This window comes from Lentzea nigeriaca (assembly GCF_016907955.1).
Lineage (GTDB): Bacteria > Actinomycetota > Actinomycetes > Mycobacteriales > Pseudonocardiaceae > Lentzea > Lentzea nigeriaca.
Window position 1 is genome coordinate 222,694 of record NZ_JAFBCX010000005.1, and the last position, 20,432, is coordinate 243,125.

Here is a 20,432-nt window from a genome sequence, read left to right on the forward strand (position 1 = left end):
ACAGGTTGAGGGGCGTGGTGATCAACGTGCCCGTCAAGAGGCCCAACCAACCTTGGAAGACCAGCCCGCCGCGAACGTTGCTCAGGCGTGGTCACGGGTTGGCCCGCCGCACAGCGAGTTTCAGTAGCGACGCCAAGAGATCAGCAGCGCCAGCCACACGATCGCCGCCCCGGCGAAGGCCAGCGCGCCCACACCGAGGGTCGCCAGCACCGCGCCACCAACGAGCCCGCCTCCCGCGACACCGAGCTGAACGGCAGAGGCGTTCAACGTCAGCACCATGGCGCCATTGCCGGGAAAGGTGTCGAGCAGCCGGTTCACCTGGGTCGGCGTGAAGGTCCACCCGAAAAGCCCCCACACGACCAGGCAGAGGAACAAGAACACGGCGTCGTGCGCGAACGGGATCACCAGCAGTGCCACCGCGATGACGAACGTGCTGGTGCGCAACATCTTCCGCCAGCCGAACCGGTCGACGACGAACCCGCCCGCGAGCGTGCCGGCGGTGGTGCCGATGCCGAAGACCATGAGCGCCGTCGCGATGGTTCCGCTGCCGGTACCGACGTTGTGGCCGACCACGACGGAGATGTAGGTGTAGACGATGAACTCGGCGGTGACGACCGCGAGTGTCAGCAGCAGGATCGACAGCAACCGCCGATCACCCAGAAACCTGAGCCGTTCCCGCGTGCTCATGACGCTCACGGGCTGGTCGGCCAATCGGCTGAACCACTGCGCGACCGCGACCACGACTGACGGCACCGCGATCCCGAGCAGCACCGAGCGCCAGCTGACGTACGAGGACGCCACGATGCCCAGCGGTGCGCCGACGAGCGTCGCGGCGGTGTGTCCGGACGCGACGATCGACAACGCCCGCCCACGTCGCTCCGGGCCGAGGCTGATCGCGCGGGCACCGGCGTTCGGGAGGTACGCGCACGCACCCAGCGCCGCGATCAACCGGCCGCCCGTCAGCACGACGATCGAGCCGCTCGACGCCGCCACGACGTTGCCGAGCGCGAACACCACGAGCCCGAGCGCGCACATCGTCCGCTGGGAAAGGCCGCCCGCCAGCACTGCCAGAGCCGGGGCGCCGAAGACGTAGGTGAGGGGGTAGATCGCGAGCGTGGCCCCAACAACACCGGGCTCCACCCGGAGGTCGTGGCTGAGCACGGGCAGCACACCGGTCAGGATCGTGCCCTCGACCGCCAGCACGAACGCGCCGAAGATCAGCGGAACCAGGCTCAACCATGTCGGATTCCTCACGCCGGATCAACGAGCGGAGATCGATTCGGTGGCGTCCGAGTGAACTTCCGCGACGAATGCTTCCGATCGCGCCACCATGAGCACATGGAGTACGACCGCTACTGCGACTTGACGATGCGCGGCGGCACGACCAGCGGTGTTGTCTATCCCCTGGCTGTCGCATCGCTGGCGCGCCATTACGAGTTCAAGCAGATCGGTGGCGCGTCGGCGGGTGCGATCGCCGCGGGCTTCACCGCGGCTGCCGAACGCGGTCGTGCCTCCGGGGGCTTCGAGAAGCTGGCCGCGCTGATCGACTGGTTCACGTCGGGCTCCGGTGCGGAGCGATGGCGGCTGGCGCAGTTGTTCCAGCCCACGGACAAGACGCGGGCGCTGTACCGGATCGTCGTGGCGACCATGCAGAAGCGGGAGACGACGGGGCGCAGTGTGATCTCGTGCCTGTTCTTCGCGTTGCTGGGCGCGGTGGGGATGCGGGCGAAGACCGTGCTGGCGCTGATGGCGTTGCTGTGGTTGGGCGGGCCGGTGCTGTGGTCGGCGTGGCTCGCGCCCAAGGTTTATCCGGCGTGGCTCACGACCGTGGTTCTGCTGCTCGCGTTGGCGTGCGTTGTGTTGGTGCTGTGGCCTTTGCGAGGCAGTTTGCCGTGGATCGGGTGGGTGTTCGTCGCGGTGCCGCTCGTGCTCGGGCTGGCGTTTTCGCGGCACTACGCGACGGCGGCGGTTGTGCTGCTGGTGTGGCTGGTGCTGACGTTGGCGGCCGTCAGCGCGCTCACGATCACCTACGGGTATGCCATGCAGCGGTATCTCAGGAACAACGCGCGGTCCATCCACTTCGGACTGATCCCTGGCACCGGGGACTTCACACCGTCGTGGCTCGACCGGCTGGCCGGGGTGCCGAAATCGACGGGTGTGCCGCCGCTGGCCGACTGGATCGCCGACCGGCTCGACGAGCTGGCCGGTACCGAGCACGCGTTGACGTTCGGCGATCTCGGCGACATCAATCTCGTGCTGATGACCACCGATCTGTCCGAGGGGCGGCCGCATCGGTTGCCGTTCAAGGAAAGCTGGCAGTACTGCGAGGAGTGCCTCGCGTACGTGCTGCCGCGCCGGGTCGTCGAGCAGATGAACGGCGCCGAATCCAGAGCCAACTGCCCTCTGCACGAGCACATGCCGTTGCGGGAACTGCCCTCGCGCGAACTGCTGCCGGTCGTGGTGGCGGTGCGGATGTCGTTGTCGTTCCCCGGGCTGATCGCCGCCGTGCCGCTGTGCCGGGACGGGCGCGTGCACTGGTTCTCCGACGGCGGCATCACCAGCAACTTCCCGATCCACTTCTTCGACTCGCTGCTGCCGCGCTGGCCCACGTTCGGCCTGAGCCTGCAGCCCTATCCGAACGGCGACACGGCCGAGGTGTGGCTGCCGGAGCAGGACGCGTCGACCAAGGGCACGCGCTACGCGTCGCTCACGTCGATGCCGCGCTTCCTTCTGTCCATTTTGGACACCTTCCTGGACTGGCGCGACACCATGCAGTCCGCGCTGCCCGGTTACCGCGGCCGCATCGCGCACGTCCGGCAGGCGGAAGACGAGGGCGGCACGAACCTGTTCATGCCGCCGGCCACGATCAGGCGCCTGGCGTTGCGCGGGCAGCGTGCGGGCGACCTGCTGCGGGAACGGTTCCAGCAGCAGCAGAACACCGACCGCTACCGCTGGATCCGGCTGCGCATGGCCGTGCGGGAGTACCAGGAGCTCGGTGTGCAGGCCGAGGACCGCGAGGCGATGTACTCCGAACTGCTCGAACGGTTCGAGATCCCCGAGGAGCTGCACGAGTGGTTCCGCACTCCCCCGGCCGACGGTGATCCGTATCGGGAGGAGATCGAGGTCGCGCTGGACCACGTCGGCAGGTTGAAGGACGACGGGCCGTTCGACGGCGTACCGCCGGTGGATCCGGATTTGCGGCTGACACCGCCGGAGTAGGCGGGTTAGCCTGGACTCGTGACGCGATTCAGCCACCCCCGACCTGCGGCGGTGGCGCGCGCCTAGAACCTTCCCGTCGGTCGGGGGACTCCGCATCCCAGCACACCGACCAGAACGGGAAAACCCATGTACCGCACCGATGAACTCGTGCACGCCCTGAACGTCCGCGACCTCACCGACCCCGCTCAGGGCCCGCACGCGATGCAGCTGCTGATCGCCGAGCTCAAGGCCGCGCTGGACGATCCCGAGGAAGTCCGCCACCACCCGCTCGTTCCCGTCGAGCACAACTACGAGCACCTCGGCTATCCCGCGGATGCGATCACCAGGGAAACCCGCTACACCAGGTACGTCAGCGAGACGTGCATGCTGCGCAGCCACACCACGGCGATGATCCCGCCCGCGCTCAGGCACGCCACCCCGGACGTGACGCTGATCTGCCCAGGCCTCGTGTACCGCAGGGACACGGTCGACCGCCTGCACACCGGCACGCCGCACCAGCTCGACGTCTGGCGGATCTCGCGCCGACCCGAACGGCTCGACGACCTCATCGACAAGGTCGTCACGACGTTGTTGCCCGGCAAGCGATATCGCACGATCGACGCGCGGCACCCGTACACCACGCACGGCAAGCAGATCGACGTGAGGCACGACGGCCAGTGGGTGGAGATCGGTGAGTGCGGGCTTGCCGCGCGGCACGTGCTTAAACACCACCCGTACGGCCTCGCGATGGGTCTCGGTCTGGACCGGGTCCTCATGCTGCGCAAGGGAATCCCGGACATCCGCCTGCTGCGCAACGCCGATCCGCGCATCGCGGCGCAGATGCTGGACCTGGCCGAGTACCGGCCTGTATCCCGGCATCCGGTCGCGATCAGGGACATCTCGATCATGGCGGACGACAGCGAGGACGTCGAGACGCTCGGTGACCGGATTCGCGCGCTCGTGCCGGAGGACCTGATCGAGGAGATCACGATTCTGAGCGAGACACCGGCAGAGGACCTGCCGGACCACGTCCGGAAACGACTGGAAGCCAGGCCAGGTCAGAAGAACGTGCTCATCCGGGTGACGATGAGGGCCCCGGAACGCACCCTCACCGACCGCGAGACGAACGAGCTGCGGGACCGCCTGCTTCAGGGCTTGCGGGCAACTGCGCCGTAGATGCCGGTGTGGTCCTCGTAGGAGTCCGGGCGCCACTCGTCCACCGTGACGACGCCCGGCTCCAGCAGTTCGAGCCCCTCGAAGAACCTGGCCACCTCGGCGTGGGTGCGGATGGCGAGCTTGTTGTCCGAGCTGCTGTAGATCTGGGCGACCTTGCGGGCCTCCGCCGCCTCCTCGTCGGTGAGGTTGTCCCAGGTGGCGTGCGTGATGGCCAGGTAGGAACCGGAGGGAAGGCCCGCCAGGTACTCGGTCACGGCCTCGTAGGGGTTGTCCGAGTCCGGGACGAAGTGCAGCGCCGCGATGATCAGCACGCCGATCGGACGGGAGAAGTCGAGCACCTCGCGGGCACCGTTCAGCACCGTGGAGGTCGCGCGCAGGTCGGCGAGGATCGCCGTGGCGTTGGGGTTGTCGGCCAGCAGGGCGTTGCTGTGCGAGACGGCGACTGGCTCGTAGTCGACGTAGACCACGCGCGCGGACGGGTTGTCGTGCTGCGCGATCTCGTGGACGTTGCCCACGGTCGGGATGCCGGAGCCCAGGTCGAGGAACTGGTCCACACGAGAGTTGACGAGGTGACGGACGACCCTGCGCAGGAACGAGCGGTTGGCCTGCGCGCTCTGGGCGATGCCGGGGAAGATCTGCTCCACCTGCTTGGCCGCGGCGCGGTCGGCTTCGAAGTTGTGCGAGCCGCCCAGGTAGTAGTCGTACATCCGCGCCACGCTCGGACGCGTGACGTCGACCGTGGACGGAACCCACTTCAGCTGTTCCTTCACGCCGCGCATCCTCATCCGCGGGCACACGAGTGTCGACCGCCACATGTGTGTTCGCGGCAGGTGTCGCCGCTGCTCGCTGACAGCGAACACCCAAAGGGAACATCATTACGCTGAAGTTGGTTGAGCGGTACAGACTCAACTTTGGAGGGTGATGTGATGGGCGAGACGTTGGCCCTGCCGGTGCTGCCGCTGGACGACGTTGTGGTGCTGCCCGGCATGGTGGTGCCGATCCGCATCTCCGGTGCGGACGCCAGTGCCGAGGCCCGCGCGGCCGTCGACGCCGCGACGACGGCCGCGAATCATCAAGTGCTGCTGGTCCCACGTCTGGACGGCAAGTACGCGAGCGTCGGCACACTGGCCGAGATCGAACAGGTGGGCCGGCTGCCCGGTGGCGAACGCGCCGCCGTCGTGCGCGGCACCAAGCGCGTGCGCATCGGCACGGGCACCACGGGGCCGGGCGCGGCGCTGTGGGTGGAGGCCACGATCGCGGACGAGTCCCCGATCACCGAGCGGACGCGTGAGCTCGCCAGGGAGTACCGCGCGCTCGTGACGAACATCCTGCAGACGCGCGGCGCGTGGCAGATGGTCGACTCGGTGCAGCAGATCAGCGACCCGTCGGCGCTGGCCGACCTCGCCGGGTACGCCTCGTACCTCGACGAGAAGCAGAAGGTCTGGCTGCTGGAGACGTCCGACGTCACCACGCGGCTGGAGAAGCTGGTCGAGTGGGCGAAGGCGCACCTGACCGAGCTCGACGTGAACGAGACGATCGCCAAGGACGTCAAGGAAGGCGTCGAGAAGCAGCAGCGGGAGTTCCTGCTGCGCCAGCAGATGGCCGCGATCCGCAAGGAACTGGCAGAGCTCGACGGCAAGCCCGCCACCGAGCAGGACGACTACCGCGCCCGCGTCGAGGCGGCTGACCTGCCGGAGAAGGTCCTCAAGGCCGCGCTGGCCGAGGTCGACAAGCTGGAGCGCACCTCCGAGCAGTCGCCCGAGGTGGGCTGGATCCGGACGTGGCTCGACACCGTTCTCGAGATGCCGTGGAACGAGCGGACCGAGGACGCCTACGACATCAAGGCCGCACGTGAGGTTCTCGACGCCGACCACGCGGGCCTGGACGACGTGAAGCAGCGCATCACCGAGTACTTGGCCGTGCGCAAGCGTCGCGCCGACCGCGGCATGGGCGTCGTCGGCGGACGTCGTTCCGGTGCCGTGCTGGCCCTGGTCGGGCCTCCCGGTGTCGGCAAGACGTCGCTCGGCGAGTCCGTGGCACGGGCGATGGGCCGCAAGTTCGTCCGTGTCGCCCTGGGTGGCGTGCGCGACGAGGCCGAGATCCGCGGCCACCGCCGCACGTACGTCGGCGCGCTGCCGGGCCGGATCGTCCGCGCGATCAGCGAGGCAGGGTCGATGAACCCGGTCGTGCTGCTCGACGAGATCGACAAGGTCGGCTCCGACTACCGCGGCGACCCCACGGCGGCGTTGCTCGAGGTGCTGGACCCGGCGCAGAACCACACGTTCCGCGACCACTACCTGGAGGTCGAGCTGGACCTCTCGGACGTCGTGTTCCTCGCGACCGCGAACGTGCTGGAGTCGATCCCGGCGCCGTTGCTCGACCGCATGGAACTCGTGCAGCTCGACGGCTACACCGAGGACGAGAAGGTCACGATCGCGAGCAACCACCTGCTACCGCGGCAGATCGAACGCGCCGGCCTCGCACCGGAGGACGTCACGTTCGACAAGCCCGCACTGCACCAGCTGGCGAGCGAGTACACGCGGGAAGCCGGTGTGCGGCAACTGGAACGGGCCCTCGCGCGCATCCTGCGCAAGGTGACCGCGAAGGTCGCGCTGGGCGACGCGGAACTGCCGGTCACGGTCGACCAGCCGTCGCTCAAGTCGTACCTGGGCAGCCCGAAGAACACGCCCGAGTCGGCCGAGCGCACCTCGGTTCCCGGTGTCGCAACGGGTCTGGCCGTCACGGGTGTCGGTGGCGACGTGCTCTTCATCGAAGCCTCCTTGGCGCCCAAGGACACCGGCGCGTCCGGCGTGACCCTGACGGGCCAGCTGGGTGACGTGATGAAGGAGTCCGCGCAGATCGCGTTGTCGTACCTGCGTGCGCACGACGACAACGCGGCGGCGCTGGAGGGCCGTGGAGTGCACATCCACGTCCCGGCGGGCGCGGTGCCGAAGGACGGTCCGTCGGCCGGCGTCACGATGACGACGGCGCTGGCGTCGCTGCTCTCGGGCCGCCCGGTGCGCTCCGACGTGGCGATGACGGGCGAGATCTCGTTGACCGGCCGGGTGCTTCCGATCGGTGGCGTGAAGCAGAAGCTGCTCGCCGCCCACCGCGCGGGCATCACCACCGTGCTGCTGCCCCAGCGCAACGAGCCGGACCTGGAGGACGTGCCGGAGTCGGTGCGGGAGCAGCTGACCGTGCACCTGGTCTCGGACGTGTCCGAGGTGCTGGAGCACGCGCTGTCGAAGGAGACCGCCGCAACCGTTGCGGCGTAAGGATTTCTGGACCCCTCGTGGGGACAGCAGCGGCCACTGCCGTCCCCACGAGGCTTTTCACAGGCCGATGTCGATGACGACCCGGTTCGGGTTCGTCAGCGTGAAGACTCGGTGCCACGAGGTGGCGTTGCCGTAGCCGACGGCGATGCCCAGCACGCCTTCGAAGTCGCACGTGAGCGCGATCCTGCGGACGTTGTCGAGGTTGGGCGGCGTGAAGTTCTGCGGTCCGGTGTAGGTCGGGTTGCCGTTGTCGTCGTGCGCGGCGGCTCCGATCAGCACGACCTCGAGGATCTCGGTGCCGCCCGGCATGGCGATCGGGTTGCCTGACGCACACTGCGAGACGCTGGTGACCTCCCTGACCCGGTGCTCGGCAGGCAGGCCGGACAGGTCGAGCACGACGCGGTTGTAGCCGTCGTGCAGGCCGGTCCTGATGGTGGACAGCGTGGGCGTGCTCTGCGCCGACGCCATCGGGACGAACGTGACGACCGTCAGCGCTGCCACCAGCACCGCGGCCAAGCGTCTGTTCTTCATCACTGGCCCCCTCTCAGGGCGACTCGATGAAAGAACAGACGCGTGACCAGCGTCACAGTTGCGCCGGCTGCGGCACTTCCTATCCGAGGAAGTCCTCACTTCCTATCCGAGGAAGTCCTCCAGCGGCACCGGAGTCAGGCCATCCTGCTTCGCCCGGTTCAGGAACGCGGTGAAGTCCTCGACGAACGTCGTGCGGAAATGCATCAGCACGATGTCGCCCGGCTTGAGCTTGTCGCCGGCCTGGAACTGCACGCGCCCGTCGTTGACCGCGGCCGTCCAGTTGACCAGCGCCTTGAACCCACAGCTCGCGGCTGCCTTGCGGGTGTTCGCGTCGTAGTTGCCGAACGGCGGCCGGAACAGCGTCGGGCGCTTGCCGTAGTCGTGGGCGAGGAAGTCGGCGTTGCCGCAGATCTCGTTCTTCTGGAACTCGAACGGCTTGCCCTGCAGGTTCGGGTGGTTCGTGGTGTGGCTGTTGATCGTGGCCGGCAGGTCCTTGAAGTAGTCCTTGTGCCCCTCGGCGTACTTCGTGTTGAGGAACAACGACGGCCACACGCCCGCGTTGATCATGAGCTCGCGGGCCTTCGGGTGCTGCACCGCGCCGTCGTCGATCGTGATGAACACGTACGGCTTGTCGGTGGGAATGCGTGTCACCACGGGCACCATGCCGTCGGCGGTCGCGGGCGCGTGGGCCTGCACCGTGCCGTACGGGTACGGCGGCTCGAACATCCGCTTCGGCTTCTCGGGTGTGGTCGTTGTCGTCGTCGGCCCCGGTGAGGACGTCGTGAGAACGGGACCACTGGGCTGTTCGTCGGGCGTCTGGCCGCACGAGACCAGCCCGACAACCACCACAAATGCAGCAACTAGCCGCAACCTGGACATCTGGAAATTCCCCCTCCACGCGGAGGACGCCGCGCAGGCCCTCATGGTTGCACGGGGATAGGCTCGAACTGATCACAAAGAGGAGGAGTTCTGATGAGCCTCGAGCGTCCAGTCGCTCCCGACCCCTACCAGCTGCTGCCACAGGTCGGCACGTTCGAAGTCACCTCGTCGGACGTGCGCGACGGCGAACAGCTCCCCGACGCCCAGGTCTTCGAGGGCGGCAACACCTCGCCCCAGCTGTCGTGGTCCGGCTTCCCCGCCGAGACGCGGAGCTTCGTGGTCACCTGCTTCGACCCCGACGCCCCCACCCCCTCCGGCTTCTGGCACTGGGTGGCCGTGAACGTCCCCGCCACGACCACGTCGTTGGACACGGGCGCGGGTGCCTCCGACGCCACGCTGCCGGGTGACGCGTTTCACGTGCGCTCGGACTACGGCACGCGGGCGTTCGGTGGCGCCGCTCCGCCCAAGGGCGACCACCCGCACCGCTACTACTTCGTGGTGCACGCGGTCGACGTCGACAAGCTCGACGTGGACGGCGACGCGTCTCCGGCGGTCGTGAGCTTCAACCTCGCGTTCCACACGCTGGCGCGCGCGATCATCACGCCGACCTACCAGCACTGAGCGCCTCGTCCGGCGCGTCCCGCCGGGATGCGCCGGACGAAGCCAGCACGGCGCCGATCAGGAACGACGCCGAGGCGATCACCGCGGCCAGGTGCAGGCCGTCGGACGCGACCGTCAGGGTGCCGAAGAGCCCGACGCCCACGGCGTTGCCGATCTGCCGGGCCACGTTGAACACCGCGGAGGCGACACCAGCTCGGGCCGGGGCGGACTCGATGATCGCGGCGGTGGCGGCCGGCACCGTCAGCGGTGTCGCGAGACCGGTCGCGACCAGCGCGAACAGCAGTGCCGGGTACGGGGTGTCCGGCCCTGCCGCGAGCCAGCCGAGGAATCCCGCCGACCCGAGCAGGAGTGCGGCGGTCATCAGCTTGTAGGGGCCGTAGCGCGCCGTCAGCCGTCCGGAGATCGGTCCGGCTATCAGGGCCATGCACACGGTCGGCAGCAGAAGAAGACCGGTGGTCATGGCGTCGTGGCCGCGTTGCTGCTGGAAGTACAGCGTCGCGACGAACAACATGCCGTAGTAGCCGAGGTTGAGCAGCACACCGATGGCGGCGGTCGCGGCGAATCCGGAGTGCCTGAACAGCGCCGGTGGCAGCAGCGGTGCGACGGCACGGTGTTCGACCACCACGAACGCCACGAGCGCAACGCCACCGATCACGAAGCAGATGATCGACGATTCGTTGAGCGCACCGGCGACACCGGTCAGTCCGATGATCGCGAGCACCTGACCGAGAACGTCCATCCGGCGGGCGACGCCGCTGGTGGCGGGCACGTGCCGCAGTGTCAGCACGATCGCGAGCGCGGCCACCGGCACGTTCAGCCAGAACACGGCGCGCCAGCTCAGGCCCTGCACGAGCAGCCCGCCCAGCACCGGTCCGGACGCGAACGCCACGCCCGCGACGCCCGCCCAGAAGCCGAGGGCGCGGGCACGCACCGCGCGGTCCGGGTAGGCGGTCGCGAGCAGGCCCAGCGAGGTCGGCACGAGCAACGCCGCGCCCGCGCCCTGCAGCAGCCTGCCCGCGATCAGCTCACCCGGCGTCGACGCGAGCGCGCAGAGCACGGACGACCCGGTGAACACGGCCAGGCCGGTCAGGAAGATCCGCCGATGCCCGAGGCGGTCGCCGAGAGCGCCGCCGAGCAGCAGCAACGCGGCGAACACCGTGCTGTAGCCGTCCACCGACCACTGCAGCGCGGACGAGCCGGCCCGCAGCGTTCGCTGGATCTCCGGCACCGCGACGGTGACCGCGGTGACGTCCAGCATCACGAGGAAGTAGCCGAGGCTGAGCGCGAGGAGCGGGACTCGGGTGTTCATGCGGCCGAGTCTGGGTCCGGAACACTTCGCCGCCGGGCTAAGTGTCGCCGTCGTACGGTCGTAGGCGTGAAGTCCGATCCCGACATCGCGCGGGCCGCCGCACTCCTCGCGGACGGATCCCGCGCCCGCATGCTCAAGGCGCTGTGCAACGGCCAGGCGATCACCGCGACGGCGCTCGCCGACGAGGCCGGGGTCAGCGGCCCGACGGCCAGCGTGCACCTCGCGAAACTGGTCGAGGCGGGGCTGGTCACCGCGCACCGCGAGGGCCGCAACCGCCGCTACCGGCTGTCCCGCCCGGAGGTGGCCGACGCGTTGGAAGCACTCGCGGCGATCGCGCCACCGTTGCCGGTCACGTCGTTGCGGCAGAGCGTCAGAACGGACGCGTTGCGACGGTCGCGCACCTGCTACGACCACCTCGCGGGACGGCTCGGCGTGCAGCTGATGGGTGCCCTGCTCGACACCGGTGTCCTGACCGGCGGCGACGGCAGGCACCATCCGGACACCGCGGTGCACGACCGGCTCGCCGCCTACGGGCGTGATCAGCACTACGAGCTGAGCGAGCAGGGCGCTGTCACGTTGCGGTCGCTGGGCGTCGACGTGCGGGAACCGGGACGCCGCCCGTTGATCCGCTACTGCGTCGACTGGAGCGAGGAGCGGCACCACCTGTCCGGTGCGCTCGGGGCGGCGATCGCGAACCGGCTCTTCGCCCTGGGGTGGTTGAAACACGGCGCCAGCCCGCGCGTCGTGCACCTGACCGACGCCGGCGAGAGCGGGCTGGCCGAAGCGTTCGGCAGGTCGTTCGCTGACGTAAGGCCCGCGTAACACCCGACCCGGGAACACCTCCGTGCCCGAGGTGGTTGGATCGACACGTGAGGCACTTCGACCTGGTCATCATCGGTACCGGCTCCGGCAACTCCATCCCGAACGAGGCGATGGCCGGCTGGGACATCGCCATCCTCGAGAAGGGCACCTTCGGCGGCACCTGCCTGAACGTGGGCTGCATCCCCACCAAGATGTTCGTCCACACCGCCGACCAGGCCGCGGCGCCTGCCAACGCGAAGAAGCTCGGCGTGGACGCCCACCTCGACGCCGTGCACTGGCCGCAGATCCGCGACCGCATCTTCGGCCGCATCGACCCGATCTCCGAGGGCGGCCGCAACTGGCGCGCCAACGAGAACGCGAACGTCACGGTCTACGAGGGCACCGCGAAGTTCATCGACGCGCACACGATGGACACGGGCACCGGCGAGACCATCACCGCCGACCGGATCGTCGTGGCGGCGGGCAGCAGGCCGACGATCCCCGAGGTCGCCGACATCGAGACGACCGGCTTCCACACCAGCGACTCGATCATGCGGCTCGACGAGCTGCCGGCGAGCCTGGTCATCCTGGGCAGCGGGTTCATCGCCGCCGAGTTCGCGCACGTGTTCAGCAGCTTCGGTGTCGAGGTCACGATGATCGCGCGCTCGAACCTGTTGCTGCGCCACGAGGATCTGGAGATCGCCCAGCGGTTCACCGACGTCGCGAAGACGAAGTGGGACGTCCGGTTGCAGCGCAAGACGATCCGCGCGGAGAAGACCGACACCGGTGTCCGCCTGCACATGGAGGGCCCGGACGGCGCGGAAACCGTTGAGGCGGACCAGCTTCTCGTGGCGACCGGCCGCCGGCCCAACACCGACCTGCTGGACCTTGCCAAGGCCGGTGTCGAGCTGCACGACGACGGCCGCGTCAAGGTCGACGAGTACCAGCGCACGAGCCAGCCGCACATCCTGGCGCTGGGCGACATCAGCTCGGACTACCAGCTCAAGCACGTCGCGAACCACGAGGCGCGGGTGGTGCAGCACAACCTGCTCAACCCCGACGAGCCGATGCGCAGCGATCACCGGTTCGTGCCGGCCGCGGTGTTCTCCAGCCCGCAGATCGCGAGCGTCGGCCTGACCGAGGAACAGGCCAGGGCAAGGGGAATCCGGTACGTCACCGCCAGCCAGGCCTACGCGTCCATCGCGTACGGCTGGGCGATGGAGGACACGACGGGCTTCGCGAAGCTGCTCGCGGATCCCGCCACCGGACAGCTGCTCGGCGCGCACATCATCGGGCCACAGGCGTCGTCGGTGATCCAGCCGCTGATCCAGGCGATGAGCTTCGGGTTGGACGCGAAGTCCATGGCACGTGGGCAGTACTGGATCCATCCCGCGATGCCGGAACTCGTCGAGAACGCGCTTCTCAACCTGCCGTTGGACTGAAGGCCTTGCACGACAGGGACTTCCGCCGCTGTCGTTGATCTCGCCGACCAACCACGATGCAGCGATGACTGACAGAGTCCTCGTCGCGTACACCTCGAAGATCGCCGCCACCGATGAGATCGCCCAGATCATCGGCACCGAACTCGCCGGGTGCGGGCTGAGAGTCACAGTGCTCTCGGTCGCCGCGACCGACACGCTGTACGGGTTCGGTGCCGTGATCATGGGCGACGCCGCGGCCCGTGACGCGCATCGGTTCGTGCGGCGGCACAAGGTTTCCCTCAAACAGACGCCCATGTGGTTGTTCCATCGCGGCACACCGCCCGCACCGAACGATGTCACTCGCATGGTGCGGAAGCTAGGGGCCAGTGGACCGGTGAGTTTCGGTGGTGCGGCACCGGACTGGGATCGGGCGAAGGCATGGGCCCGCTACCTCGCCGATCAGCTCACGGTGCTGCACCGGGGCTTCGTGTCGAATTAGGCCTGGAGAATCCGGACGTTGTTGCCGGACGGGTCGCGGAACACGCAGTCCCGCCCGCCCCACGGCTGATCGGTCGGCTCCTGCACGACGTCGGCACCGCCCGCCTGCAGCTTGTCGAACACGCCGTCGAGATCGGGCGTGGACAGCTGGATGTACCCGTACGAGCCACCCTCGATCATCTCCGCGATGGCGGTGCGCTGCGAGTCCGTGAGCCCTTCCGCCATGGCCGGCGGTTCCAGCACGACAGCGGAGCCCGACCCCTCCGGGGCCACGGTGATCCAGCGCATCGCGCCCTTGCCGACGTCCACGCGGACCTCCCAGCCGAGCAGGTCGCGGTAGAACGCGAGCGAGGCCTCGGGGTCGGTGTGCGGGAGGAACGTGGCGTGAATGTTGATGTCCATGACGACAACGCTAGAAGCGCGGCGCGTCCGTCGCTTCTCGATTCCTGACCACCTCGCCACACGTCGCTGACCAGTCATTCCAGTGCTGTCCCAGCATGATCCAGACGCGTCCCAGACCCTCTGTGTCGACTTCACCTCGGCGCCCGGACGGGCACCGGTCAACGACGTACGAGGGGTGAGGACGAAAGTGCGATCCATCAGGAAGACGTTCATCGCGGGAGTGCTGTCCGCTGTCATCAGCGCGCTGCTGCTGGGGTCGTCCGCCACGGCGGCACCGCAGGAGGACAGCGTCGAGATCGCTGCCGCCGCCGACATCGTGCGCATCGCGACGGCCGAGGTGGGCTACAAGGAGCGGGCGAACAACTGCAACAAGTACAGCGACGACTGCGCGGCCTGGTGCGGCATGTTCGCCAGGTGGGTGTGGAAGAAGGCGGGCGTCACGAAGCTCCCGCCGGCGGGCTACGGCAAGGCGTGGGTCGCCACGTACTGGGCCAAGTGGGGCGCCGACAACGACCTCCTCAAGCGCCGCCCGGCCGGCACGCGCGGCGGCAACCCGAAGGCCGGTGACGCGATCGTCTTCGGCACGCCGGGCAGCCTCAACGGTCACGTCGGGATCGTCGTGAAGGTGCACTCGGACGGCAAGCTCACCACGATCGACGGCAACCTGTCCGACAAGGTCACCAAGCGCACCATCGACCCGAAGACCACCACCACCAACGGTGGCGCGGTCTACGGGTACGTGAAGCCGAAGTTCTAAAGACGTTCGACGGCGAACTCCTGATCGGCACCGCCGGTGCACTTCTCCAGCACCACCTCGGCACCCGGTGCCAGCGGCTCCTGCACTCCGACGCACAGGTCGGTGTGCAGGGGCCGCAGCCGGTAGCGGTCCTGGCCGACGCGTTCGAACCGGAACTGCTGGAACGTCATGTCGTCCCGGCACTTGTCCCACGGTTCGAGCCGCGCGCCCTCGTGCACCGAACCGCCCATCGCGCTGAGGCAGCCGGGACCGTTCACCGGGTGGTCCCACCAGATCCTGTCGTTCTCGCCGCCGATCGGTTCGATCAACGTCCGCGGCGGCGCATCCGAGCAGGCGCCCTGCACCGCGATCGGTGGCCCGTCGTGCGTCTCGCGGTCCCGGCCTTCGGTCACGCACAGATCGCCCGCCTTCAACCTGGCCGCGTACTTGCCCGTGGGTGCTGACGACGGCGTGGTGACGGGGCCCTCGCCGGTCAGCACCGCGACCAGCACCGCCACCAGCGCGACGGCGGCCACTCCGGCCACGGCGAACACCGCCGCGTTGCGCCGTCGGAGAGTACGCGGGGAGCTTTCGTACTCTCCTGGAGTACGAGGGGCCCCGCGTGCAGGGGAGCGTGGGGCGGTTCGGCCTCGGTGAGGATCCGGTGGTGCAGGTCCCGCAGTACAGCGCTGGGATCCGTGCCGAGCTCGTCGGACAGCGTGCGCCGCAGCCGTTCGAACGACTCCAGCGCCTCCGCCGAGCGGCCGCTGCGGTGCAGGGCGAGCATCAGCTGGCCCGCCACCCGTTCGTCGAGCGGGTGGTCGGCGGCTCGGGCGATCAGCCCGGTGAGCACCTCGCTGTGCCTGCCTTCCCGCAACGCGATCTCGGCGCGTTCGGTCTCGGCGACGTGCTTGTGCTGCGACAACCTGTCTCGCACGGAATCGAGCCACGGCGAGTGCAAGCCCGCGAACGGCTCCCCGCGCCACAACGCCAGCGCTTCGTCGTGCCGCCCGGAGGAGATCAACTGCTCGAACCGGTGCAGGTCGACGTCGGACGCGACCAGCGCGTACCCGCCGGACTTCCGCACGATCACGTCGTCACCGAGCACCTGCCGCAGCCGGTACAGATAGCCGTGCAGCGCGTCGCGCGGCTTGGCGGGCGGATCGTCGCCCCAGACGCGTTCGGTGAGCTGGTCGAGCGAGACCGGCCGGCCCGCCTCCACCGCGAGCACGGCGAGAACGCACTGCTGACGTGCGTGCCCGACCTTCAGCTCCTGCCCGTCGCGTGAAACCGTTACATCGCCGAGAAAACCAAACCCCAGTGTCACGGGGTCAAACGTAGCGAGGACGGCCCGCCAGCATGCCCAATCCGGTCAACGCGGCCAGCAACACGAGCTGCAGCACGAGCGACACGGTCCACGAGCCCGTCGCGTCGCGCAGCAGGCCGAACGCGAACGGCCCGGTCGCCGCGATCAGGTAGCCGAGGCTCTGCGCCATCGCCGACAGCCGCGCGGTGTCCGAAGTGGACTTCGTGCGCAGCGACATGATCAGCAGTGCCAGCGGGAACATGCCCATGCCGAACCCGATCAGCACGACCCACAGGCCGGGCGCGGCGGACGGAGCCACCAGCATGCCGAAGACGCCCGCGAACGACAGCAGTCCCAGCGCCAGCACCATCACGGCCTGGCTGGAGAACCGGGCGGCGAGCGGCGGCACGAAGAGGCTGACCGGGACGCCGAGCAGCATCGCGACGGCGAGCAGCATGCCGGCGGTGTTCCGGTCGACGCCGGAGTCGACGAGCATCGCGGGCAACCAGCCCATGACGGTATAGGCGTAGAGCGACTGCAGGCCGAAGAACACCGTGATGACCCACGCCAGCGGGCTGCGCAGCAGCGACCGCTTCCCGGCCGGGGAGGCCGAGCGGACCACGGAAGCTTCCTGACCGTGCCGTGCGCCGGCGAACCAGACGAGGACCGCGCCCAACGACAGCAGCGCCCACGCACCGACGGCGAGGCGCCACGAGCCGAGGGAGTCCTCCAGCCGCGGCGTGAGAGCGGCGGCCAGCGCGGCGCCCGCGGCGAGCGCTCCCGTGTAGACACCGGTGATCAGGCCGACCTTCGACGGGAAGGAGGCCTTCACCACCACGGGGATCAGCACGTTGGACACCGCGATGCCCGCGCAGGCGATGAAGGTGCCGCCCAGCACGACCCACGGACCGTCGATCACGCGCAGCACCAGGCCGAGCGTGAGCACTCCCAGTGACAATCCGATCGCACGGGCCATGCCGAGGCGGCGGCCCAGCCAGGGGGCCGCGAACGCCGCGAAGCCGAAGCAGAGCGCCGGAACGGCGGTCAACGCGCTGGTCCAAGCGGCCGAAACCCCAAGGGCGGCGCGGACATCACCGAGCACCGAGGCCAGACTGGTCACCGCAGGGCGGAGATTCGCCGCCGCGAGGGCGACCCCGATCGCGAGCAGCGTGGAACCGACCAGCGGAACGTGACGATTCTTGACGACCCTGACCCTGCGACCTGGATCGGTGGCAGTCTGTGCGGAAAGAGTCGTCTGCTGAATCGTCACGCGAACACTATCGCAGACGTAGGATGTTCGGATGAAAGGATGACGCTGTGCCGTTGGCCACTACCCGGCGAGCAGGCCTCGTCGACCAGGTGATCGAGCAGATGAGGAGCGCGATCACCAGCGGCGAATGGCCCGTCGGGCAGCGCATCCCGCCCGAGCCCGAGCTGGTCACCGCGCTCGGGGTGGGTCGGAACACGGTTCGCGAGGCCGTGCGGGCGCTCTCACACGCAGGCTTGCTGGAGGTGCGGCAGGGCGACGGCACGTTCGTCCGCGCGACCAGCGAGATCTCCGGCGCGGTCCGCCGCATGTGCGGAACCGAGCTGAAGGAGGTGCTGGAGGTCCGCCGCACCCTGGAGATGGAGGGCGCGCGCCTGGCCGCCAAGCACCGCACGGACGCCGAACTGGCACGCCTCACCGAGCTGCTGCGCAAGCGCGACGCGGCGATGGAGGCCGGGCAGTGGGCCGAGGTCGTCGAGCACGACACGGCGTTCCACGTGCTGCTCGTCCAGTGTTCGCACAACACACTGCTGGCAGAGCTCTACCAGGGCTTGACCGAGGCGGTCAAAGCTTCGGTGGCGGCCTCCGTCGACACCAGCCAGCCAGGCCGTGACCAGGTGTCGCACACCGGGCTGCTGCACGCCGTGCGCGACGGCGACCAGGAGAAGGCGGCGATCGAGGCGGGCGGGTTCTTCGAGGAGCTGATCGAGCGAATCAGCTGAATGCGGACCGAAGTTGTCCGCACCAACTCATAGCGTAGGGGTCATGGAGATCACGCCGTTCCGCATCGAGATCCCGCAGAGCGACCTCGACGACCTCCGCACACGCCTGCGCAACACGCGGTGGCCGGAGGAGGACCTGCCGGGCGTCGGCTGGTCCCACGGCATCCCGCTGAGCTACCTGCGCCCGCTCGCCGAGCACTGGGCCGACGGGTTCGACTGGCGCGCGCAGGAAGAGCGGATCAACGCCTACCCGCAGTTCACGACCGAGATCAACGAGCAGCGCATCCACTTCGTGCACGTCCGGTCGCGCAAGCCCGACGCGTTGCCGCTGCTGCTGATCCACGGCTGGCCCGGCTCGTTCGTCGAGTTCCTGGACGTGATCGGGCCGCTGTCGCAGGACTTCCACCTCGTCATCCCGTCGATCCCCGGTTTCGGCTTCTCGGGACCCGTACGGAAGACCGGGTGGAACGTCCTGCGCGTCGCGTGGGCGTTCGCGAAGCTGATGGAGGGCCTGGGTTACGAGCGGTACGGCGCACAGGGCGGCGACTGGGGTTCGGGCATCGCGCAGGAGATCGGCAGGGTGTTCCCCGAGCACGTCGTGGGCGTGCACGTGAACATGCTGCTGACGTTCCGGCCGTCCGGGATCAACGACCTCACGCCAGAGGAGCTCGAGGCGCTGGAGTCGCTCGACCACTACCAGAAGGAGCTCTCCGGCTACATGCATCTCCAGCGCACCCGGCCGCGCACGCTCGGCTACGCGCTGACGGACTCTCCGGTCGGGCAGCTGGCGTGGATCGTGGAGAGGTTCCACGACTGGACGGACAACGAGGGCCTGCCGGAGGACGCGGTGAGCCGCGACCTCATGCTGACCAACGTGTCCGTGTACTGGTTCACCGGCACGGCGGGCTCGTCGGCGGCGCTGTACAAGGAGCAGGCCGCGTCGTGGGGCAAGCCGCAACCGACGACGGTGCCGACCGGGGTGGCGGTCTTCCCACACGACATCAGCGTGCCGGTCCGGTCGCTGGCGGAGAGGATGATCCCGACGATCGTGCACTGGACGGAGTTCGACCGCGGCGGCCACTTCGCCGCGATGGAGGAGCCGGACCTGCTGGTCCAGGACATCAGGAAGTTCTTCGAGGCGCTGTGATCACTCTGTCGAACCGCACGCTGAACAGGACGCTGCTCGCGCGGCAGCTGCTCCTGCAGCGCACGAGCATGCCGATCGTGCAGGCCGTCGAGCACCTCTGCGGCCTCCAGGCCCAGGCGCCGGCGCCGCCGTACCTCGCGCTGTGGACGCGCCTCGACCCGTTCGAGTTCGACGCGCTGAGCACGCTGATCATCGACCGGTCACTGGTGCGGATGACGTTGTGGCGCGGCACTTTGCACCTGGTCTCGGCTTCCGACGCCTACCTGATGCGTGCGGCGTTGCAGCCGGAGCTGACCAAGCGGGCGCGGCTCGTGATGCCGCCCGCGAGCCGGGTCGACATCGACCTCGACAAGCTGGCCGGGATCACGCGCGAGTACGTCGACACGGAACCCCGCACGGTCGCGGAGATCGGCGCGTTCCTGGAGGAGCACTTCCCCGAGGCGAAGGCGCGCGAGCTGTCGACGCAGGCACAGATGCTGGTGCCGATGGTGCAGGTGCCGCCGCGCGGGATCTGGGGCGTGGGCGGTGTTCCGCAGAACGTCGCGATGGCGGCGTGGCTCGGCGGGGACCTGCCCTCCGACGCCGCGGTGCCGGAGCTGATCGAGCGGTACCTGCGGGTGTTCGGGCCGGCGACGCTTTCGGACATGCAGGCGTGGTCGCGGCTGATCGGCCTGAAGGCGCACGCGGCGGAGCTGGACCTCGTGGAATACCGCAACGAGGCGGGCAAGGTGCTGCTGGACGTGCCGGACGGTGTGATCGTCTCCGAGGACACGCCCGCCCCGGCCCGGCTGCTGCCCGCGTTCGACAACGTGCTGCTGGGGCACGCGGACCGGACGCGGATCATGAGCGAGGAGGCGCGGGCACGGTGGGGCGCGGTCCGCAACGGGGTCTTCCCGCCCACGTTCCTCGTCGACGGGTTCCTGCACGGCACCTGGTCGGTCGTCGAGACCAAGGACACCGCCACGCTCACGATCGAGCCGTACTTCAAGACCACCAAGAAGGACATGGCGGGCGTGGTCCGTGAGGCCAAGGCGGTGCTGAAGGTGATGGCACCGGGCAAGAAGCACGTGATCATTGCACCTTAGGGCGGTTTTTCCTGCCCTTGCGTGTGTCTGGCGGTCGTGTTCCAGGCGACGAGGCTCG

The 20,432-nt window shown here is 68.9% G+C and carries 20 protein-coding genes; 11 read left to right on the plus strand and 9 right to left on the minus strand.

Features of this window, described 5'->3' with window-relative positions; translation table 11 throughout:
* Positions 1–120: 120 nt before the first annotated feature.
* Positions 121–1,236, minus strand: a complete 1,116-nt coding sequence (locus JOD27_RS19130; RefSeq protein ID WP_204763595.1) for an MFS transporter — start codon at positions 1,234–1,236, stop codon at positions 121–123.
* A 102-nt stretch (positions 1,237–1,338) separates the two neighbouring features.
* Here JOD27_RS19130 and JOD27_RS46095 point away from each other — a divergent pair, with 102 nt between their 5' ends.
* Positions 1,339–3,219, plus strand: coding sequence for a patatin-like phospholipase domain-containing protein (locus JOD27_RS46095; protein WP_204763596.1), 1,881 nt, complete (start codon positions 1,339–1,341; stop codon positions 3,217–3,219).
* Positions 3,220–3,345: 126 nt separating this feature from the next.
* Positions 3,346–4,374 (plus strand): PheS-related mystery ligase SrmL, encoded by a 1,029-nt coding sequence (srmL, locus tag JOD27_RS19140; RefSeq protein WP_239567673.1) that lies wholly within the window; start codon positions 3,346–3,348, stop codon positions 4,372–4,374.
* Here srmL and JOD27_RS19145 read toward each other — a convergent pair.
* Positions 4,347–5,144, minus strand: a complete 798-nt coding sequence (locus JOD27_RS19145) for an SAM-dependent methyltransferase (protein WP_307830209.1) — start codon at positions 5,142–5,144, stop codon at positions 4,347–4,349. The two genes, srmL and JOD27_RS19145, sit on opposite strands and share 28 nt — an antisense overlap.
* Positions 5,145–5,300: 156 nt before the next feature.
* Between JOD27_RS19145 and lon the strand changes: the two genes are divergently transcribed.
* The gene (lon, locus tag JOD27_RS19150) at positions 5,301–7,649 is read left to right on the plus strand and encodes an endopeptidase La (protein WP_204763597.1); all 2,349 of its coding nucleotides are present in this window, start codon (positions 5,301–5,303) and stop codon (positions 7,647–7,649) included.
* A gap of 57 nt (positions 7,650–7,706) precedes the next feature.
* Here lon and JOD27_RS19155 read toward each other — a convergent pair whose 3' ends face one another.
* Complete coding sequence (locus JOD27_RS19155) at positions 7,707–8,180, minus strand: AMIN-like domain-containing (lipo)protein (RefSeq protein WP_204763598.1); 474 nt, start codon at positions 8,178–8,180, stop codon at positions 7,707–7,709.
* Positions 8,181–8,282: 102 nt separating this feature from the next.
* Positions 8,283–9,026, minus strand: coding sequence for a polysaccharide deacetylase family protein (locus tag JOD27_RS19160; protein ID WP_307830210.1), 744 nt, complete (start codon positions 9,024–9,026; stop codon positions 8,283–8,285).
* Between the two features lie 126 nt (positions 9,027–9,152).
* Here JOD27_RS19160 and JOD27_RS19165 point away from each other — a divergent pair, with 126 nt between their 5' ends.
* A complete protein-coding gene (locus tag JOD27_RS19165) occupies positions 9,153–9,680 on the plus strand; it encodes a YbhB/YbcL family Raf kinase inhibitor-like protein (protein WP_204763600.1) in 528 nt (175 codons plus the stop codon).
* Here JOD27_RS19165 and JOD27_RS19170 read toward each other — a convergent pair.
* A complete protein-coding gene (locus JOD27_RS19170) occupies positions 9,658–10,989 on the minus strand; it encodes an MFS transporter (protein ID WP_204763601.1) in 1,332 nt (443 codons plus the stop codon). The two genes, JOD27_RS19165 and JOD27_RS19170, sit on opposite strands and share 23 nt — an antisense overlap.
* Before the next feature lie 66 nt (positions 10,990–11,055).
* Between JOD27_RS19170 and JOD27_RS19175 the strand changes: the two genes are divergently transcribed.
* From JOD27_RS19175 to JOD27_RS19185, 3 genes are all read left to right on the plus strand, one after another.
* Complete coding sequence (locus JOD27_RS19175) at positions 11,056–11,811, plus strand: ArsR/SmtB family transcription factor (RefSeq protein WP_204763602.1); 756 nt, start codon at positions 11,056–11,058, stop codon at positions 11,809–11,811.
* Between the two features lie 47 nt (positions 11,812–11,858).
* Positions 11,859–13,232, plus strand: coding sequence for a mycothione reductase (locus JOD27_RS19180; RefSeq protein ID WP_204763603.1), 1,374 nt, complete (start codon positions 11,859–11,861; stop codon positions 13,230–13,232).
* Positions 13,233–13,296: 64 nt separating this feature from the next.
* Positions 13,297–13,710, plus strand: a complete 414-nt coding sequence (locus JOD27_RS19185) for an NADPH-dependent FMN reductase family protein (protein WP_204763604.1) — start codon at positions 13,297–13,299, stop codon at positions 13,708–13,710.
* Here JOD27_RS19185 and JOD27_RS19190 read toward each other — a convergent pair.
* Positions 13,707–14,111, minus strand: coding sequence for a VOC family protein (locus JOD27_RS19190; RefSeq protein WP_204763605.1), 405 nt, complete (start codon positions 14,109–14,111; stop codon positions 13,707–13,709). The genes JOD27_RS19185 and JOD27_RS19190 overlap by 4 nt on opposite strands.
* Positions 14,112–14,298: 187 nt before the next feature.
* Here JOD27_RS19190 and JOD27_RS45055 point away from each other — a divergent pair, with 187 nt between their 5' ends.
* A complete protein-coding gene (locus tag JOD27_RS45055; RefSeq protein WP_204763606.1) occupies positions 14,299–14,868 on the plus strand; it encodes a CHAP domain-containing protein in 570 nt (189 codons plus the stop codon).
* Here the strand turns inward: JOD27_RS45055 and JOD27_RS19200 are convergent.
* From JOD27_RS19200 to JOD27_RS19210, 3 genes are read right to left on the minus strand one after another with little or no spacing between them, the layout of a single operon-like run.
* Entirely contained in the window at positions 14,865–15,392 is a 528-nt protein-coding gene (locus JOD27_RS19200) for an RICIN domain-containing protein (protein ID WP_204763607.1), read from the minus strand. The genes JOD27_RS45055 and JOD27_RS19200 overlap by 4 nt on opposite strands.
* Positions 15,341–16,174 (minus strand): AfsR/SARP family transcriptional regulator, encoded by an 834-nt coding sequence (locus JOD27_RS19205; protein ID WP_204763608.1) that lies wholly within the window; start codon positions 16,172–16,174, stop codon positions 15,341–15,343. Before JOD27_RS19205 ends, JOD27_RS19200 begins: the two co-directional genes overlap by 52 nt.
* Positions 16,175–16,178: 4 nt before the next feature.
* Positions 16,179–17,423 (minus strand): CynX/NimT family MFS transporter, encoded by a 1,245-nt coding sequence (locus JOD27_RS19210; RefSeq protein WP_204763609.1) that lies wholly within the window; start codon positions 17,421–17,423, stop codon positions 16,179–16,181.
* A gap of 47 nt (positions 17,424–17,470) precedes the next feature.
* Between JOD27_RS19210 and JOD27_RS19215 the strand changes: the two genes are divergently transcribed.
* Genes JOD27_RS19215 through JOD27_RS19225 form a run of 3 tightly spaced genes read left to right on the plus strand, consistent with a single transcriptional unit; the run spans position 17,471 to position 20,374 of the window.
* Positions 17,471–18,142 carry a FadR/GntR family transcriptional regulator gene (locus JOD27_RS19215; protein ID WP_204763610.1) on the plus strand — a complete coding sequence of 224 codons (672 nt, stop codon included), beginning with the start codon at positions 17,471–17,473 and terminating at the stop codon, positions 18,140–18,142.
* A 43-nt stretch (positions 18,143–18,185) separates the two neighbouring features.
* Positions 18,186–19,289, plus strand: coding sequence for an epoxide hydrolase family protein (locus JOD27_RS19220; protein WP_204763611.1), 1,104 nt, complete (start codon positions 18,186–18,188; stop codon positions 19,287–19,289).
* Positions 19,286–20,374 (plus strand): winged helix DNA-binding domain-containing protein, encoded by a 1,089-nt coding sequence (locus tag JOD27_RS19225; RefSeq protein ID WP_204763612.1) that lies wholly within the window; start codon positions 19,286–19,288, stop codon positions 20,372–20,374. Before JOD27_RS19220 ends, JOD27_RS19225 begins: the two co-directional genes overlap by 4 nt.
* Positions 20,375–20,432: the final 58 nt, after the last annotated feature.

Coding starts and splice junctions, on each gene's coding strand:
- JOD27_RS19190 (WP_204763605.1), bottom strand. CDS start 14,111: ATGGACATCAACATTCACGCCACGTTCCTCCCGCACACCGACCCCGAG.
- JOD27_RS19185 (WP_204763604.1), top strand. CDS start 13,297: ATGACTGACAGAGTCCTCGTCGCGTACACCTCGAAGATCGCCGCCACC.
- srmL (WP_239567673.1), top strand. CDS start 3,346: ATGTACCGCACCGATGAACTCGTGCACGCCCTGAACGTCCGCGACCTC.
- JOD27_RS19165 (WP_204763600.1), top strand. CDS start 9,153: ATGAGCCTCGAGCGTCCAGTCGCTCCCGACCCCTACCAGCTGCTGCCA.
- JOD27_RS19170 (WP_204763601.1), bottom strand. CDS start 10,989: ATGAACACCCGAGTCCCGCTCCTCGCGCTCAGCCTCGGCTACTTCCTC.
- JOD27_RS19220 (WP_204763611.1), top strand. CDS start 18,186: ATGGAGATCACGCCGTTCCGCATCGAGATCCCGCAGAGCGACCTCGAC.
- lon (WP_204763597.1), top strand. CDS start 5,301: ATGGGCGAGACGTTGGCCCTGCCGGTGCTGCCGCTGGACGACGTTGTG.
- JOD27_RS19155 (WP_204763598.1), bottom strand. CDS start 8,180: ATGAAGAACAGACGCTTGGCCGCGGTGCTGGTGGCAGCGCTGACGGTC.
- JOD27_RS46095 (WP_204763596.1), top strand. CDS start 1,339: ATGGAGTACGACCGCTACTGCGACTTGACGATGCGCGGCGGCACGACC.